The sequence below is a fragment of the Chryseobacterium sp. FR054 genome, from assembly GCF_056844565.1.
This window is the reverse complement of the sequence record NZ_JBXDSA010000001.1, coordinates 1559876-1576687: the sequence shown is the minus strand read 5'-3', so window position 1 is coordinate 1576687 and position 16812 is coordinate 1559876. Positions and strand designations below refer to the sequence as shown.

Annotated in this window: 11 protein-coding genes; 3 read left to right on the top strand and 8 right to left on the bottom strand. The window is 40.0% G+C overall.

What is annotated here, in order from left to right; translation table 11 throughout:
* The first annotated feature begins 524 nt into the window (after positions 1-524).
* Entirely contained in the window at positions 525-1532 is a 1008-nt protein-coding gene (locus tag AC106S_RS07220; protein WP_482438406.1) for a DUF1028 domain-containing protein, read from the top strand.
* Positions 1533-1686: 154 nt separating this feature from the next.
* Complete coding sequence (gene dnaK / locus AC106S_RS07215; RefSeq protein WP_482438405.1) at positions 1687-3588, top strand: molecular chaperone DnaK; 1902 nt, start codon at positions 1687-1689, stop codon at positions 3586-3588.
* A gap of 78 nt (positions 3589-3666) precedes the next feature.
* Here dnaK and AC106S_RS07210 read toward each other — a convergent pair whose 3' ends face one another.
* The 3 genes from AC106S_RS07210 to AC106S_RS07200 are packed head-to-tail and all read right to left on the bottom strand — an operon-like array spanning position 3667 to position 7216.
* Complete coding sequence (locus AC106S_RS07210) at positions 3667-4656, bottom strand: tetratricopeptide repeat protein (protein ID WP_482438404.1); 990 nt, start codon at positions 4654-4656, stop codon at positions 3667-3669.
* Positions 4657-4660: 4 nt separating this feature from the next.
* Positions 4661-5527 carry a hypothetical protein gene (locus AC106S_RS07205; protein WP_482438403.1) on the bottom strand — a complete coding sequence of 289 codons (867 nt, stop codon included), beginning with the start codon at positions 5525-5527 and terminating at the stop codon, positions 4661-4663.
* A 12-nt stretch (positions 5528-5539) separates the two neighbouring features.
* Positions 5540-7216, bottom strand: coding sequence for a hypothetical protein (locus tag AC106S_RS07200; RefSeq protein WP_482438402.1), 1677 nt, complete (start codon positions 7214-7216; stop codon positions 5540-5542).
* A gap of 197 nt (positions 7217-7413) precedes the next feature.
* On the opposite strand from AC106S_RS07200, the gene AC106S_RS07195 reads away from it, so the two are divergent.
* Complete coding sequence (locus AC106S_RS07195) at positions 7414-8376, top strand: hypothetical protein (RefSeq protein WP_482438401.1); 963 nt, start codon at positions 7414-7416, stop codon at positions 8374-8376.
* 121 nt (positions 8377-8497) lie between these two features.
* Here AC106S_RS07195 and AC106S_RS07190 read toward each other — a convergent pair whose 3' ends face one another.
* The 5 genes from AC106S_RS07190 to AC106S_RS07170 form a co-directional block, all read right to left on the bottom strand.
* On the bottom strand, positions 8498-10111 hold the full coding sequence (locus AC106S_RS07190) for a RagB/SusD family nutrient uptake outer membrane protein (protein ID WP_482438400.1): 1614 nt from the start codon (positions 10109-10111) through the stop codon (positions 8498-8500).
* 7 nt (positions 10112-10118) lie between these two features.
* Entirely contained in the window at positions 10119-13109 is a 2991-nt protein-coding gene (locus AC106S_RS07185; RefSeq protein WP_482438399.1) for a SusC/RagA family TonB-linked outer membrane protein, read from the bottom strand.
* A gap of 84 nt (positions 13110-13193) precedes the next feature.
* Complete coding sequence (locus tag AC106S_RS07180) at positions 13194-14015, bottom strand: FecR family protein (protein WP_482438398.1); 822 nt, start codon at positions 14013-14015, stop codon at positions 13194-13196.
* 101 nt (positions 14016-14116) lie between these two features.
* Positions 14117-15382: a histidine-type phosphatase gene (locus AC106S_RS07175; RefSeq protein WP_482438397.1), complete on the bottom strand. Its 1266-nt coding sequence runs from the start codon at positions 15380-15382 to the stop codon at positions 14117-14119.
* 172 nt (positions 15383-15554) lie between these two features.
* A complete protein-coding gene (locus AC106S_RS07170; RefSeq protein ID WP_482438396.1) occupies positions 15555-16772 on the bottom strand; it encodes a S41 family peptidase in 1218 nt (405 codons plus the stop codon).
* Positions 16773-16812 lie beyond the last annotated feature (40 nt).

The window sequence follows — 16812 nt, the reverse complement described above, 5'->3', positions numbered from 1 at the left end:
GTGGTAATCTGGCTTAAGAAATCCTGGGTAGAGGATTTGAGATCTTTCTGCCATACTACTTCCTGAGCAGGAAAAGTAAGGACAGCACATACAGCCAGAACGCCTGCATAGCTTTTTCTCATGTATTTATGTCTTTTTTTTAGTTAATATTAGTTTTTGTATTCCCGCTGCAAATTTAACACTTTTTAAGACAACGGTATCACTTGAACGGGATCTAATACAATTTATTTTATCATTTTTATATTTTTCTCAATTTTATAAGAGAAATTTTCTCTCTTTGGCAAAGCTATGGCTTCAAAGCGACAGAACGTGTCGTGTTTTTTGATAAATTCCATAGAATGAAGAATTTTCTATCTGTGTTTTATTTTTATTTTAACAATTATTTTTTATGATGGTTTTTGATGTATATTTTAAATTATTTTTAATTAGTTAGTTGATTAATAGTGTGTTTTGGGTATTTACTTGTCTTTTTTAATATATTTAATTTTAAAGTTCAAGACAAAAAACACTTTAAAATATATATTATGAAAAGAATTTTTTCACTTTTATTATTCGCTGTTCATTACTTAGTTTTTGCCCAGGATACTTTTTCAATCGTAGCCGTAGATCCGGTAACCGGAGAAGTAGGGAGCGCGGGTGCATCATGTTTGGATATTAGCTGGTATCCTTCATCTTTTTATCTGAGCAATGCTGATTTTCTTTCAGTACTGATTCCGGGGAGAGGGGCAATTAATACACAGGCAATGTACGATGCGGGTAATCAGAATAATGCGACAGCCAGAATGCTTGCAGGATACAGTCCTCAAGAGATTATTAATTGGCTTATGGCTAATGATACTAATAATCTTCCCCAAAATCGCCAGTACGGTATTGTAGATCTGAATAACGGAACGGCAAGATCGAAAGCCTTTACAGGAAACAGCTGCCTGGACTATAAAGGACATATAGAGGGACCAACCTATGCTATTCAGGGAAATATACTCTTAGGTAAAAAAGTTCTGGATTCAATGGAAGCTAGATTCAACAGGGAGCAGGGTGGGCTGGCATGTAAGCTTATGGCTGCTCTTCAGGGAGCAAAAATGGTAGGAGCAGATACGAGATGTGCCAATAATGGAACATCGGCTCTTTTTGCTTTCCTGAAGGTTTCTAAATCTACGGATCCCACGGGCTCACCTTCTATACTTTTAAGAGTTAAAACATCATCTACTGCTGGTCAGGAGCCCATAGATCTGCTGCAGACAGAATTTAATAATAATGTAGGCGCATGTGGAACACTGGGGACTGATACAGTAAGTAAAGAAAAAGATAGGGTAGAAGTATATCCAAATCCATTTTCTTCATATGTGCAGGTGGTTTATCATAATGAAGGAACTCCCTATTCAATTAAAGATGTTTCAGGTAATATAATACGGACAGGAAAACTACAGAAAGGAATATCCAGGATTGATTTGCAAAACCTGACGGCCGGATTGTATTTTCTCATTATCCATGATGGAAAGACGGATATTATGAAAAAAATTATCAGAAAATAATGAACATATTTACCAACTTAAACACAAATAAACCTCGATTCAATCGGGGTTTTATTTTTATTGTGTCATTTTGTCACATTTTTTTGAATGGTATAGATATTGAGAAATTGAGAGTGTAAATTAAAATATAAAAATTAGAAAAATTAAAAATATTATGAGTAAAATAATTGGAATTGACTTAGGAACGACCAACTCTTGTGTTGCTGTAATGGAGGGTAAAGACCCTGTTGTTATTCCTAACGCTGAAGGTAAGAGAACAACACCTTCTATCGTAGCATTTACAGAAGATGGTGAAAGAAAAGTGGGAGATCCTGCAAAAAGACAGGCTGTAACGAATCCAAAGAAAACTGTATACTCTATCAAAAGATTTATCGGAACTCATTTTAAAGAAGATGCCAAAGAAATCTCAAGAGTGCCTTACGAAGTAGTAGCAGGACCGAATGATACCGTAAAAGTAAAAATCGACGACAGAGAATATACTCCACAGGAAATTTCTGCAATGACTCTTCAGAAAATGAAGAAAACTGCGGAAGATTATCTTGGACAGGAAGTAACAAGAGCAGTAATCACTGTTCCGGCATACTTCAACGATGCGCAGAGACAGGCTACTAAAGAAGCCGGTGAAATTGCCGGTCTTAAAGTGGAAAGAATCATCAACGAACCTACGGCTGCTGCTTTGGCTTACGGTCTTGATAAAAACCATAAAGATCAGAAAATCGCAGTATATGACCTTGGTGGTGGTACTTTCGATATCTCTATCCTTGATTTGGGGGACGGTGTATTTGAAGTATTGTCTACCAACGGTGATACTCACTTAGGAGGTGATGACTTTGATGATGTGATCATCAACTGGATGGCAGATGAATTCAAAGCTGAAGAAGGAGTAGATTTAAAAACTGATGCTATCGCTCTTCAAAGATTGAAAGAAGCTGCTGAAAAAGCAAAAATCGAATTATCTTCTTCTCCTCAGACTGAAATCAACCTTCCTTATATCACGGCTACGGCTACGGGACCTAAGCACCTGGTGAAGACTTTAACTAAAGCTAAATTCGAGCAGCTATCCGCTGATCTGGTAAGAAGATCTATGGAGCCGGTTGCCAAAGCGCTGAAAGATGCAGGTCTGTCTACTTCAGATATCGACGAGGTAATCCTGGTTGGTGGTTCTACAAGAATCCCGATCATTCAGGAAGAAGTGGAAAAATTCTTTGGTAAAAAACCGTCTAAAGGGGTAAACCCGGATGAAGTTGTAGCTATTGGTGCAGCAATCCAGGGGGGTGTATTGACAGGGGATGTAAAAGATGTATTGCTTCTTGACGTTACTCCGCTTTCTTTAGGTATTGAAACAATGGGTTCTGTATTCACAAAATTAATTGAAGCGAATACCACCATTCCGACTAAAAAGTCTGAAGTATTCTCTACTGCTTCTGACAACCAGCCGGCTGTAAGCATCAGAGTAGGACAGGGGGAAAGACCAATGTTCAACGATAACAAAGAAATCGGTAGATTCGATCTTGCAGATATTCCACCGGCACCAAGAGGAGTTCCTCAGATTGAAGTAACTTTCGATATTGATGCTAACGGTATCTTAAGTGTATCTGCTAAAGATAAAGGAACAGGTAAAGAGCAGACGATCAAAATTCAGGCTTCTTCAGGTCTTTCTGATGAAGAAATCGAAAGAATGAAGAAAGAAGCTCAGGAAAACTCTGCTGCTGATGCCAAAAGAAAAGAAGAAGTTGAAATCTTCAACAAAGCTGACGGATTGATCTTCCAGACTGAAAAACAATTGAAAGAATTCGGTGAAAAACTTTCTGCTGATAAAAAAGCAGCTATCGAAACAGCTCACGCAGAATTGAAAACGGCTTTCGAAGCTAAAAATGCTGATGACGTAAAAGCTAAAACTGAAGCGTTAGATGCAGCATGGATGGCGGCTTCTGAAGAATTGTACGCAGCTGGCCAACAGCCGGGAGCTGATGCAGGTGCCGGAGCTCAAAACCCTGGAGGTAACACCGCAGGAGGTGAAGATGTACAGGATGCTGACTTCGAAGAAGTGAAATAAAAAGCAAACAGCATATCGCTAAATATCAGAAAACCGTGGTACAGCCACGGTTTTCTTTATTTTAAAAAATATCAATCATTATTTATTCCGCCATTCTCTGGCCAGTTTTTTATTTTTTTCTGTGCCTAATCCTTCCTGATACATTTTGGCTATATACCCTTTAGCTATATTTTTAGTCTCTGCATCTCCATTTTCATAAGATCCCTTAAACCATTTCATCGACTTTTCATAATCCTGTTTCATATAATATAAATGTCCTATGATATGCATGCTGTAAAAATTGGGGGTGAAATTTTTGTCCAGTGCTTTCTCAAACCAGCTGAGCGATTGATCATAATCCTGCTGTACACCCAATCCGGAATAATACATAACCCCTAATGAACATATGGAATTGCCATCGTCTTTCATGGCCGCTTTCTCAAACCATTTTTTAGCTTCAGAATATTTTTTGGCATCATAATGTAAAATTCCAAGATTATTCATGGCAGTCCTGATTTTTCTTTCGGCCGGTATTGTATACCATTTCTGAGCCTGTTCAAGATTTTTTTCCACTCCTTTTCCTTCTGCATAATAATATCCTATATAAGTCATTGTATATAGATTTCCTTTTTCAGCTGCCTTTTTAGAATAATCAAAAGATTGTCCGTAGTCTTTATCATTAAAATATTTTGCAGCCAGCTTGGCATCAGGGTCTTCAAATTTTATATTGGCAGAGTTCACATATTTCTCAATCGTATGTATCTCCCGGAACTTGTCGGTATCTATATTCTTTGCCCTGGAAGCATATTGCATGTATTTTTTTATCTGTGCATTCATAGTCTGTAATTCCTGGCTGTCCGGTGTCTGATAATCCATTACTTTATCCAGGCAGATTATAAACAGATATGAAACTTTTGGTGTCCATTTTCCCAGGAGCTTTTCTGCTTCTGCAAGATGTGTGACCGCTTTCGGATAAGCTTCTTCGGCAAAGGCTTCTTCCGCCATTTCATATTCCAGCCTTGCTTTCAGGTCATTTTGTGAGAAAACCAGCACAGGAATCAGCAAAAGTAAGAACGGTAGTATTTTCATAGTATTAATTTATCATGACAAAAGCCGTATTATATGCGGAGAACGCAGCATCTTTTCCGGTAGAATCCTGTAAACCCCAGATCTGGAAAACAACAGTTTTACCATTTTTCTTCCAGGTGTATTCTATCGATTTTTCTTTTTCATCGGTTTGCGGTTTAAATCCGAATTTTTTGGTATGCTCCTCAATAACAGGCTGATATATCTGTTGGATGGAGGAAATACTGACATTGCCCTTATACCGGCTGTAATCATATGTAAACATATATCCTTTTACTACATCTTTGTCATTCAGCAGAACAGCAGTAAGGTCAAAACCGTATTTACCCATCGGGAAAAGATGGTATCCAAAATAATCATGGGGCTTTTTAGGCTTTTTCGGACGGGCTTTAAAAAATTTTGATTCTTTATGTTTTTCCTTCAGTTCATCTATATTTACATCAAGTTCCCAGTCTTTGAAAGAAAAGTTTTGGAATGCCGATTCTTTATTCCGGGTATCTTTCATTTCATTGACAACAGCTTCTTTCTCCGAATCCAGCCTTTTATATATTTTGTAGATTTCTCCTTTCTTCTCTTCTGAGAAAGGCTTATACCCCGGTGATTTTTCAAATTTTTCAATCGTTTTTTTTACTGTGGAAAAATAGGCGGTATCTTTTCTGGCCAGTTCTCTTTCTGCTAAAATCTGCAGATAAAGAATTTTGGCATTTTCTTTTTTCAGGATTTTTTTTGCTTCTTCAAGATGAGAAAGCGTTTTGGTAAAATCTCCCGAAGCAAAAGCAGTTTCTGCATCTTCATATTCTATTTTGGCCTTTGTATCATTCTGCGGGAAAGCCAATACAGAAATAAAAAGGAATAAAAAAGGCAGTATGTTCATGATTAGTTTTTTTTAATTATTCCAGAAATCATCAGTTTTTGTTTTCGTAGTTTCCTTTTTGGGAGCCGTTTTTCCAGTTTCCCAAAAATCACCGGAAGAAGTTTTGTTTGTTTTATCCGCGGCTTTTCCTTTGTATTCAATACCAACGGTTTTCATTTCAGCTTTTGCCGAAAGGTTGATAAGGCTCTGTCTCATCTTATCTGCCAGGTCTTTTTGAGTGTAATATCCCATCAGGGTTATTTGCGGGGTTTTGGTCCTGGCTTTAATTTCGTTGACCAGAGAATTTTTAAACGGCCAGGTTCCATCGCTGTACTGTGCAACGGGATATACATTGGTGATATAAATTTCCGGTTTATCGGCTTCCATATCATTCTGGTTGAAGTAATACGCAAAACAGTAGACTTCAGGCTGTTTTATATTGTGTCTGGAGAGTGGTGTTCCGCCATCGGGAAACTCAGAAAAAAGTTTCTGTCTCAGTTCCAGCAAAGCTGCTTTTCTTTTGGTTTCAAATTCAAGAAGATATTGCCTCCTTTGTTTTTCCAGTTTTTCTCTTGCTTCTCTTTTCTGTTTTTCACCATTATTGAACAGGCTTGCTGCCAGGCCTGCAAATTCGCCAATTGCCTGTCCGGAGGCCGTTCCGTTATTAAAAAGTAAATTGGCTCCCTGTTTTACCGATTCATCTGCGGCTTCTTTCCATTCGTTTACAGACTGGTTTATAGAAGAGTATTTCTGGTTGAAGTCTCTCTCCAGTTCTTCAACAGATGAATAATTTCCTGAAAGACTTGAATTTTCTTCTATATTTTCCCGCAAAGACCGGGCATTTTGCTGTGCATAAAAAGTGGTGTTGAAATTATTTTGCCAGGCATCCATCTTCCTGTTGGATTCTTCTCTTCTTTTTTCACCTTCTTCCATGATGCCGTTGATTTTTCCTATGTATTCTTTATCTTTCCTGGCTTTTTTTTCCGCCGCAGTTTCAGCTTTGGACGTAGTTTTATTGGAAGATTGGACGGGGGATTTATCATTCCGGAAATCATCATCAGAAGCCGGGGATTTGCTTATGGATTTTTGTTTCTTACCGGAAGATTTTTGATTCTGCACCGTTTTTTCCGGCTCTTCTTTTTTTATGTTTTTCGATTCCTCTTCTTTTTGTTTACGGAGATATCTTTCTATGGCAGCGTGGGCATCGCCTCCATCAAAGGAGATACTCTTCGCGGTAAAATCCACTTTTGTGTCGGAATCAGCCCAGTTTTTGGGAATATTGGATGAAACTTCGGTATTGTTTCCTCCTGCCAGCCCGGAATTATCCAGGTAGCCGCCTATGAAAATTTCTACATTTTTGGTAATCCGGGGAGGGTTCAGTGATGGATTGTATACCTCCAGAATACCGCTTACCGATTTAATCTTCACATTTCTGAGCTCAGGAATCATATTGGACATATATGTTTTTCCTTTGTAGAAGTAGATGACTTCCTGAGAAGTAGACCAAACGGATGCTTTATAGCCGGCATATAGATTTCCGTAAGCAGGGATCACTCTGTAATTAATATCAAAAGTTATAGAGGCAGGTCCGTTTTTATCACCGAAAGTATTGGAATAAGTTGATTTTACCTTTCCTGTAATTTCATTTTTCTGAGAAAAGACCTTTATAGATATTAAAAATATAATAATACAGCTAATTATCTTTTTCATTTTCAGAATTTATATGATACAAAATTCAGGAATCGGCATTTTTTTTCAAATACCGCAATCGTGGTATTTTTAAGTACGGTCAATCAATTTTATAGCAGGCTGAAAAAATGATGATAAAACTTTATCTCTTTTTCAAAAAAACCGGTTATTTGCCGTGATTGGGCTTTTTTTCCGATCTTTATCAAAATATTAAAACGATGAAACTGAATTTCAGCAGAATGCTTTTCGGGCTTATGGTGCTTTGCAGCGTTCTGGCCCATGCCCAGAAAAATGCGGAGAATATCGAGGGAGTTTATAAAGCCAAAGGGGCCGCTTTTGTCATCAATAAAAATAAAACGTTTCTCGTCATAGCCTACGGAACATTGATAAAAGGAACCTGGAGCATTGAAAAAGATCTCGTTTATTTAAAACCTCAAAATCCGGATGCCAAATTCTATGTCTATGCAAGGAAAAATCCTTCCGTTAAAACAGGAATGCGCGTCAGCTTCATGGGAGATGGTATCGGAAACGGAATTGTAGTGGGGGAATTTCCCAATAAAATGCAGCCGCTTTTTAATGAGAATGCCAATTGCTTTGATTATCCCAATGTTCATCTGTTTAAAGAAAAACCGGCAGCCATTACTTTACTGGAAGAACAGAATTACGAAAATGAAAGGGGAGTGGATATCCCCAGACTGATGTATAATTTTCCGACCGGTGATTACAACGATTTTATTGTTCAGCATATGCAGGACAGCCTGTATCATCGCGATTTTGTTTTCAAAATAACGAAAAACGGTTTATCCGATCCGGAGGATGCTTCAGGAAAGGCTTTCAGAAAATCTACCGTAAAAGAAGCATTTTCTGATCAAGAAGAACTGAAATTTATCGAGGGAGCTTTCAACCGGGCTTTTGCAGCAGATTATAAACTGGTCAACAACGCTTATAATACCCATGATGATATGGACCGGGAAATAAATATTGAACACTACAAGTACGATAAAATAAAGAACATATATGTAAATCCGGCTGTACCGGCAAAACAGCTGGACTACAACAGTAAAGATTACCATTACCAGGATGTCCTGATGAAATTTGACCGGATCACGGGAACCTCACAGCCACAGGTAACCGTAAAAAAAATATCCGCTCCTGTTTTTACTGCTGATTGTGACAGGTAAGGAAGTCACTCATCGGAACAAATGTCAGTAAACATATACGAAATTTAACCGATGCAGATTTCTGCAAAAAAAGACACCCGGATAACCAGGTGTCTTTTCTATGAATGTTAAAGGGTATCAGTTAATAACCGTCGTTCTGTACCAGGTTGGGGTTGGCGGTAATATCTGCGGAAGGAAGCGGGAAAATATTGTATTTTTCTGCAATTCCTTTTCCGGCCTGGGTATTTCCTTTCCAGCTCCAGGTATAATCCGCTCCGGTAAACTTACTGAAACGGATCAGATCGGTTCTTCTCACAAGTTCCCATGAAAGTTCCCTTGATCTTTCGTCCAGCATGAAATTCAGGTTCAGATCGGAAGCGGTAATAGCTCCGTTACCGTTATTGTAAGCTCTGTTTCTTACGACATTCACGTAGTTAAGAGCTGTGGAAGTATTTCCTGTTCTTAAATAGGCCTCAGCAGCGGTAAGGTAGGCTTCGGAAAGACGGAACATCGGGAAATCGGTATCTACATAAGCCGCATCAGAACCGGCAGTTCCGCTTTTGGTGACATTTCTCCATTTGGTAAAGGCGTATCCGTCCTGGAAAGTTCCCGGTAGAGCGGCAATATCTTTTTTATGACCGATGTTGAAGAACAGCGCTCTGCTGTCATTCTTGGCAAAAGCATTAGGATCCGCGGTATTGAAATTCTGATCCGCTGTCTGGAACCTGTTGACAAATTCCGGGCGTACGCGGATATTTCCCCATCCTCCGGCAATACCCATATTCAGGTAAGTAAGCATGGTTCCTCCGGTCTGTGCCAGTACAAAAAATGTTGTTCCTCCGTATGTTTTGGAATGGATACCGTCCATATTCAGAGACCAGATGATCTCCGGCGAAGTATGGTTGTCTGCCAGGAAGTTGTACAGATATTTTGGAGAAAGGCTGTAATGGCTGCTGATTACCTTTTCCGAATATTCAGCGGCTTTTGCCCATTGTGCAGACCCTGTATACACCTGGGCATTCAGATAAAGTCTTGATAAAAGAAAATCGGCGGCGGTTTTATCCACTCTTCCGTATTCATTGGATGTGGGAAGGGCTGTTTCAATTTCTTTAAGTTCATTTTCCACATAGCTGTACAGATCCGTTCTTGAAATCTGCTTGGGAAGGAACTGAGGATCCAGTTTGTCAGCATCCGTTACAAATGGAACTTTTCCATAGGTATCCAGAAGTACCCAGTAGGAATAGGCTCTCAGGAAACGGGCCTCAGCACGGAAGTAGCTTACCTGCTGCCTGAAATCAGGATCGTTGTGGCCTCTTTCTGCAAGTTTGCTGTCTGTGGTCTGCCTTAAAAATTCGTTGGTATATCCGATGATCTGGTATAACCTGGCGTAATATCCGTTCAGAATGGCGGTATTGGAATCCCAGGTATTGGTGGCAAGCTGCCTTAAACCGTTGGTTTGTGAACCCATAATAGCTTCATCAGTGGTAAGGATCTGGATATAGAAGGCAAGACGGATGAATGAGCTGTATCCTTCATCAAAGTTCCCCATATCCGGATCTCCGGTAGGACCTTCCTGTCCGCTGAGACACAAGGCAGCATAACATTTGGCCAGGACCCCCTTGTAATTGGCAGGATCTGAATAAATCTGCTCTCCGGTTACCATATTCGGGTCAATAGGAGCGGTATCCAGGTCATTTACACATGATCCCGCTGTAAAAAGAAGCAGTATAAACGGCAGTATATATAAACGTTTCATTATGATATTATTTAAAATTAACATTAAGCCCGAAAAGGAACGAGCGCGGTCTTGAGTAAATATTATTGTCAATTCCCAGATAAACTTCAGGATCCAGCCCGCTGTATTTGGTGATGACAAAGACATTCTGCATAGATAAATTCACACCCAGGTCAAATTTGTTGCTGATGTTTTTAAAATTATGCCCTAAAGTAATGTTATCCATCCTGAAGAAGGAGGCCTTTTCAAGGAAGAAATCCGAGTAAAGCTGAAGGTTGTTGAATCCCTGTTCCGCTGTGTAGGTCAGGATATTGCTGTACGTTCCGTTACCTGAATTGGCTTTCATTTTATAGTCTTTGGATTTCACATTATTATAAACATAGTTTCCGAAATTAGCATGACCGTTGAATCCCAGGTACCAGTTTTTATAGCTTACTTTTGAGGAAATTCCAAGATAAGACTTCGGCATTGGACTTTTATCCTTTACCAGTCCGCCTTTATATTTTCCTTCAACAGGTTTCCCGTTGGCATCATATTCCTGCTGATAAAGATAGAACGTATACGGAGAATACCCGATTGAATGGATCTGGATCGTTCCTGCGGTAGCCCCTGAAACATTTCCTATATTCACTCCATAATCAGGGCTGTCAACCAGTGTAAGTTTGGTGATTTCAGATTTATTGAAGGAAAGGTTCATGTCTACATTCCACTGCCAGTTTTCCGTTTTTACGGGAATGGTATTCAAGGTAAGCTCTACCCCTTTATTCTCCATAGATCCGATATTGGTGTAGATCATATTGGTAAGATTGGAGCCGGCAGCTACGGAAATCTTATTCAGGAGGTCGTCCGTTGTTCTCTTATATACCTCTACTGTTCCGGATACCCTGTTTTTAAGGATTCCGAAATCCAGACCGACATTGTAGGTAGATGTTGTTTCCCATTTCAGGTTGGGATCGTAGCCGTTCGGACGGATGGTCTGGTAAAACTGGTTCCCGAACTGGTACATGGCATTGGACTGGCTGAAAGTATAGGTCTGCATCCATTCATAATCTCCGCCAATGTCCTGTTGCCCGGTTTTTCCGTAGCTCAGTCTTAATTTCAAATCAGAGAAAATATTCTTGCCTTTCAGGAAGCCTTCTTCATTGATCTTCCAGGCAAAAGCAGCCGAAGGGAAAAGCCCCCAGTGGTTAGCTTTGGAAAAACGTGAAGAGCCGTCATTCCTTAATGTTGCTGTAAAGAGGTAGCGGTCTTTGAAGCTGTAATTCAGACGTCCGTAAAACGAAACAAGATAATATTCGGATTTGGTGACAATATCCCTGTATATCTTTGATCCGGTAAGGTTGGTCTGGCTATCATCATAGCTTTTCCAGAATTTCTGCCATGAGTAACCTCCCATCACATTGATCTTATGGCTGCCGATACTTTTGTTATAATCGGCGTAAAGATCCAGCTGGAGGTTCTTCTTTTTTTGGGTATATGCTTCCGTAAGGCCCTGGCCGTCATTTCCGATAGAAGTCCATGCCAGAGGAGAGTTGTCCGGAACAAATACGTCTCCGTCACTTTTCAGCATATCAAAACCTGCATTGACGTTTAATTTTAAATCCTCAAATCCGTGGATTTTATAATCCATCTGAATATTTCCGATATGACGGATTACTTTAGATTCATCTTTTCTCAGATCGAGAACGGAAACAGGATTGGATCCGGCCTGCGTGATCGGCTTTCCTGCGGCATCTGTCCAGATGAAGTAGCCCAGGCCATAAGGCGTAGAGCTGTCATATACCGGGCGGGTAGGGTCAAAAGAAGCTGCACCGCTTGCCGGATTGGAAATAAAATCATTATTCTCGATGCTCGGTTTATAGTTCAGGTTTACATTAAGATGTTTATCGAAGAAAGAAGGATTCAGGGCAAGGCTCATATTCATTCTTTCATAGGCATTTTTACGGATAATCCCTTCCTGATTGGTGTAGCCTAATGATAAACGGTAAGGAATTTCTTTAACAGCACCGGTCATACTGAAATTCTGATCGTTACTCACCGCAGTACGGTAGATCTCATCCTGCCAGTTGGTGCTGAAGGTTCCAAGCCCGTTAATAACGGTACTGTTGCCTGCATATTGGCTTTTAATGAAATTTCTGTATTCATCACCGCTCAGAACATCCAGCATTTTGGGATTATAACTCACCTTTGTAGATGATGAATACTGATATCTGGTCTTTTTACTCCCTTTTTTGGTGGTGATAATGATGACCCCATTGGAAGCACGGGAACCGTAAATTGCTGTTGAGGAAGCATCTTTAAGGACAGTATAGGTTTCTATATCATTCGGATTGATCATTCCCAGGATATTGCTGGATCCTGAAGTTGCAGAATTGTCTATGGCAATCCCGTCAATAACGATCAGAGGATCGTTGCTGGCGGAAAGGGAAGACCCTCCTCTGATCCTGATCGTAGAACCTGCACCGGGAGCTCCTCCGGGTGAAATGATATTCACCCCGGCAGCTTTTCCTGCCAGTGCATCCTGTGCAGAAACCGGGCTTCCGTTGTTCTCACTGTCAATTTTTACCGTTGTGAGTGAACCTGTGGCATCCGATTTCTTTACTTTTCCGTATCCGATGATGACTACTTCATCAATTTTTTTCTCCTTTATGGCAAGAGTATCCGATGCGGAAAAGTTTTCTGAGTTTTGTGCAACCGATTTGCGGGCAGCCGTTTTTCTGAGAATAACCGTATTGTTCCTGATCTCGTATTCCAGCGGATAATTTTTCCTGAGATAAGTAAGAGACTGCTCCAGGGATGAGTAATTGATATTGTTTTCATCAATAAGAACATCCTTGAAATCTGAGCTGGAATACAGGAACTGAACTTTTGACGTTTTGCTGAGTTTGTCAAGAACTTTGGAAATGGGTACCCGGTTTACCTTTTGCTGAGTAGCCGGAGAGGTCCTGTTTTGCCCGTAATGAAGAGCGGGTGTCCCGATTGAAACCAGTAAAACAATGGAGATTATTGTTTTTTTCATAAATTTGGGAGTTAAACTTTATTAGACTTTCGCGAGTTGTAAGAGTTAATCCGGCATCGATAACGCCAATTATCGGTGCTTTTTTTATTGTAATTCTATTTCTTTGTCTGATATTTTTACCGTTTTCAGGTTGAAAGGGTAGCACACCGCAGATAAAACCTCATCCAGATTTCCGGAGAAAGAACCTCTTATCTTTTTGGATTCATATTCTTTCGGATAACGGATTTTTATATGGTATACCTGCTCCAGTTCAGAGATAATTGTTCCGAAACTGTCATCCTGAAAAGAAAAATCCCGTTTGGAATCTGCAGCGTAATAGGTCTGCTTTACATTTTCTGTTTTCTGGTTCCAGCTTTCATTAGGCAGTAAATAAGTGGTCTTACCATGATGGCTGATCATTACTTTACCTTCAAATAATTCCACTTTCTGGCTGCCGCTTGTCTGATCCAGGAAAAATTTCGTTCCCAGGACCTGAACTTCAAAATCTCTGGCATTGATACGGAACGGCCTGGCCTTATCTTTGGCAATATCAAAAGTGGCTTTACCGATAAAGGTGATATTTCTGCCGGTCTGGCCAAAGTCAGGGGCAAGGACAAGTGTACTGTGGGGTTCCAGCACAATACGGCTTCCGTCCGGAAGACTGACGGTTCTGGTATAATCGGAACTGGAATAATATTGCATTCTTATCTCTTCTTTCGGCATTGGGGACGGGGAATACCACATGCTAAAGATTCCTGTGAGTATCACAGCAGCAGCTGCGGCCCAGTACCATTTCCTGTAATGATTTTTACGGGACTTCAATTTACGTTCAATACCTGCCCTGATGCGGGCATCCGTAAGGTCGTCGATCTTCTGGTCTTCCCTGCGGGCTTCTTCCCAGCTGTTTCTGAAATTTTTGTCTTCCATAATGTTCTTATTGAGTATTACGCGAAAATCCCGAATCGTCAACCTTTAAAATTAATTTTTAGAATAATATTTTTTAAAGTACTGATATTCAGTGTTTTATTTTACAGGGACTTTGTCAGTGTTTCCAGGTAGTTCCTTACGTCCTTCCACTGGTAATAAGGGAAACTTCCTGACTGAACCGGAATATGAACTTCTTTTTCATTATGAAGGAATTTTACCAGAATATCATCCTTTTTATTCCTGTAAAAAATCAGCTGCAGGTTGGCTGCCATCGGAGCTGCCTGGAAAGTGTTCCAGACTTTGTAAACATTTTTGGGATCTGCTTCTTCCCTGTTCATTCCTTCAATATTCAGAAAAGCCAGTAACGGGATGATATTTCCGTCATGACCGAACCGTAAAGAAGCTCCTTTTTTATTATTTTTAATATAATCATCAGCCTCAGCCAGAATATTTTTAACCAGCGGAGCGGCATTATTCTTTACCAGGCCTTTGCTTAACGGGGAAGGACCGTCATTTACATAGGTCTGATAGTTTATGCTCTGGTAGATATTGAAAATTTCGTCTTTGGTGAACAGGTCATAGAATGAAATATCGGTTTCCAGGTTCTGCATATCGCTGGCGATCCAGTAAAACGCTTCCATTACTTTTTCCGGATTTATATTTTTATAAATATATTCGTCATTATTGAAGAGGTTTCTGATGAATCTTCCGGTCTGGAAGTTATCCTGTCTGAATTTTCTCTTTTCCTCCTGCCAGAAATTATCTCCAGCCCGGAAATCAATAGATTCTTTCGTGTGATGGTTGAGGTACTTCATATACTTATCCGAAGATTCCATAGATAGTTTCACTTTCGGATTATAGGCGGTAATTTCATTGGAAAAGTAGGCCATACTGAGAATACATCTCGGTACAACGGTGGATTTTGCGGTCACGACTGCATTTCCTTCAAAAGCCTGAGGATTGTTTCTGATCATTCTCTGTGAAATCTGCTGATGCTGTAATGCACCGAGTTCGGTAAGATCCCCGTTGTGACCTTCAGCCTGTATCCAGATCTTTTCAAGCCTTTGGAGAGCAGATTTTCCGGCTTCCGTTAAGGCATTGTCTGCTGCTGCTTTTTTCAGGATATTCATTACCCCGGAAAAATCTTTATCGTTAATCAGCCATCGGGAACCATGTCTGCCGTAATGGCTGATATAAAACGGCTGGTATCCGGTAGGAACTGCCGTCAGTTTTTGGGTAGGGGCAGGGTAGGCGAGATATACTCCGCCTGTGTTTCTCAGATCGGAAGTGATCTCTTCTTTGGTAGTCTGCGCATTATAAAAAACAGTAGCGGAAAGTAAAAAAAGAAATGATAGCGTTTTTCTCATGAGGAATTATTTTTCGGATTCTTGAAGCAGCAAAAAAACTGGCTGCTGTATAGTATTACGCGGAAATCCGGAATCGTCAACCTCTGAAAAAGAAATTTTTCTTAATTAAGCTTCTCCCTGCATTGATTTTAATGTTTTAAACAGGGGAGAATTAGAAACAGCTGTAAGATATTCAGGGAGTTGAAACAGAGGGAGTTCTGTTCTTTTCAGAAATGATTTCCCTGATTTTCTGAAGTGTTTCTTCACTGTTGCGGGTTTCTGTTTTGGGAATAAAATTTTCTCTCGGTGTACCGTTAATATGATACAGCCTTTCTGTCGGAAACTGAAACCCTATTTTAGTATTGGTAAGCTGAAAATTAGAAATAGCGCCCCGTAATCCCGCCATAGGTGTTCCAATAATTTCAGCCCTGCCCATTCCGTCGAATCCGATGGTGATACCTTCTCCCATACTTCCTGTCCAGCGGCCGGCCAGAATGTAAAGGTTTCCTTTAAATATTTCTTTTCTGGGCGTTACATATTCTACCCAGTGTCTTTTGGTCTGGTATTCCTTTTCATCAAACTCATGAACCTGATACGGTAAAGGTGTCTGAATAAATCTTCCCATAATAGATCTTGCCACCGTAGAATTTCCTCCGCCGGGTGTTTCGGTTAAATCAATGATGAGGTTTTTATACTGAAGCATACTGTCCAGTGCTTTATCAAACTCAGCAATCAGGCTATTGTTGCCTAAAGAATTATTTATTTTGATATATCCCGTATGGCCGTCTATTACTTTTTTAAACAGCAACTCGCTGGAATTACTGTAACTGACAGGATAAAATACGGCTGTTTTCTGATTTTCCTTAATGGTAATTTCCCTTTTAATATCATGCGTTCCGGCAAAAAGCATATCCAGGGCGTACTGATACATCTGCGGAGTGTGCCGGTTTGTGAATTTGGGCAGAAATTTTCTGAGCTGTTCATCAACAGGCTTTCCATTGAAAAGGATGACCTCCATTCCTATTTTCAACCCTGATAAATCTGCACCGAACCCTTTTCTCAGATCCCGGATAAAATATTGATTCCCTTTTTTTTCAACACGCAGATCGGAACCGGAAGGAACCAGGCGGTTGGAGGTGTCTAAATTCGTATTCAATGAGGAATGATGATCATAAAGCTCATTCTGAACCTGTTCCAGAAACTGAATAAATTCATGATCATTAGAAATTTTTTCTGATTGCGGACTGTAAATTTCCCTGACCTTTTTCCAGTCGATATCCCGCTGATCCCAGTAGGCATACCGGCTGTTGAGGTCTGACCAGAATTCCTCAAAATCCTTCTGGTATTTTGTCTGTGCAGAGCCCTGAAATCCGGAGATTAAGATCAAAGGAATAAGCAGATATTTTTTCATGAATGAGTTTTCAATTGTGGCGGTACAATATAATCATTTA

Coding starts and splice junctions, on each gene's coding strand:
- AC106S_RS07220 (WP_482438406.1), top strand. CDS start 525: ATGAAAAGAATTTTTTCACTTTTATTATTCGCTGTTCATTACTTAGTT.
- AC106S_RS07195 (WP_482438401.1), top strand. CDS start 7,414: ATGAAACTGAATTTCAGCAGAATGCTTTTCGGGCTTATGGTGCTTTGC.
- AC106S_RS07175 (WP_482438397.1), bottom strand. CDS start 15,382: ATGAGAAAAACGCTATCATTTCTTTTTTTACTTTCCGCTACTGTTTTT.
- AC106S_RS07185 (WP_482438399.1), bottom strand. CDS start 13,109: ATGAAAAAAACAATAATCTCCATTGTTTTACTGGTTTCAATCGGGACA.
- AC106S_RS07205 (WP_482438403.1), bottom strand. CDS start 5,527: ATGAACATACTGCCTTTTTTATTCCTTTTTATTTCTGTATTGGCTTTC.
- AC106S_RS07170 (WP_482438396.1), bottom strand. CDS start 16,772: ATGAAAAAATATCTGCTTATTCCTTTGATCTTAATCTCCGGATTTCAG.
- dnaK (WP_482438405.1), top strand. CDS start 1,687: ATGAGTAAAATAATTGGAATTGACTTAGGAACGACCAACTCTTGTGTT.
- AC106S_RS07190 (WP_482438400.1), bottom strand. CDS start 10,111: ATGAAACGTTTATATATACTGCCGTTTATACTGCTTCTTTTTACAGCG.
- AC106S_RS07200 (WP_482438402.1), bottom strand. CDS start 7,216: ATGAAAAAGATAATTAGCTGTATTATTATATTTTTAATATCTATAAAG.
- AC106S_RS07180 (WP_482438398.1), bottom strand. CDS start 14,015: ATGGAAGACAAAAATTTCAGAAACAGCTGGGAAGAAGCCCGCAGGGAA.
- AC106S_RS07210 (WP_482438404.1), bottom strand. CDS start 4,656: ATGAAAATACTACCGTTCTTACTTTTGCTGATTCCTGTGCTGGTTTTC.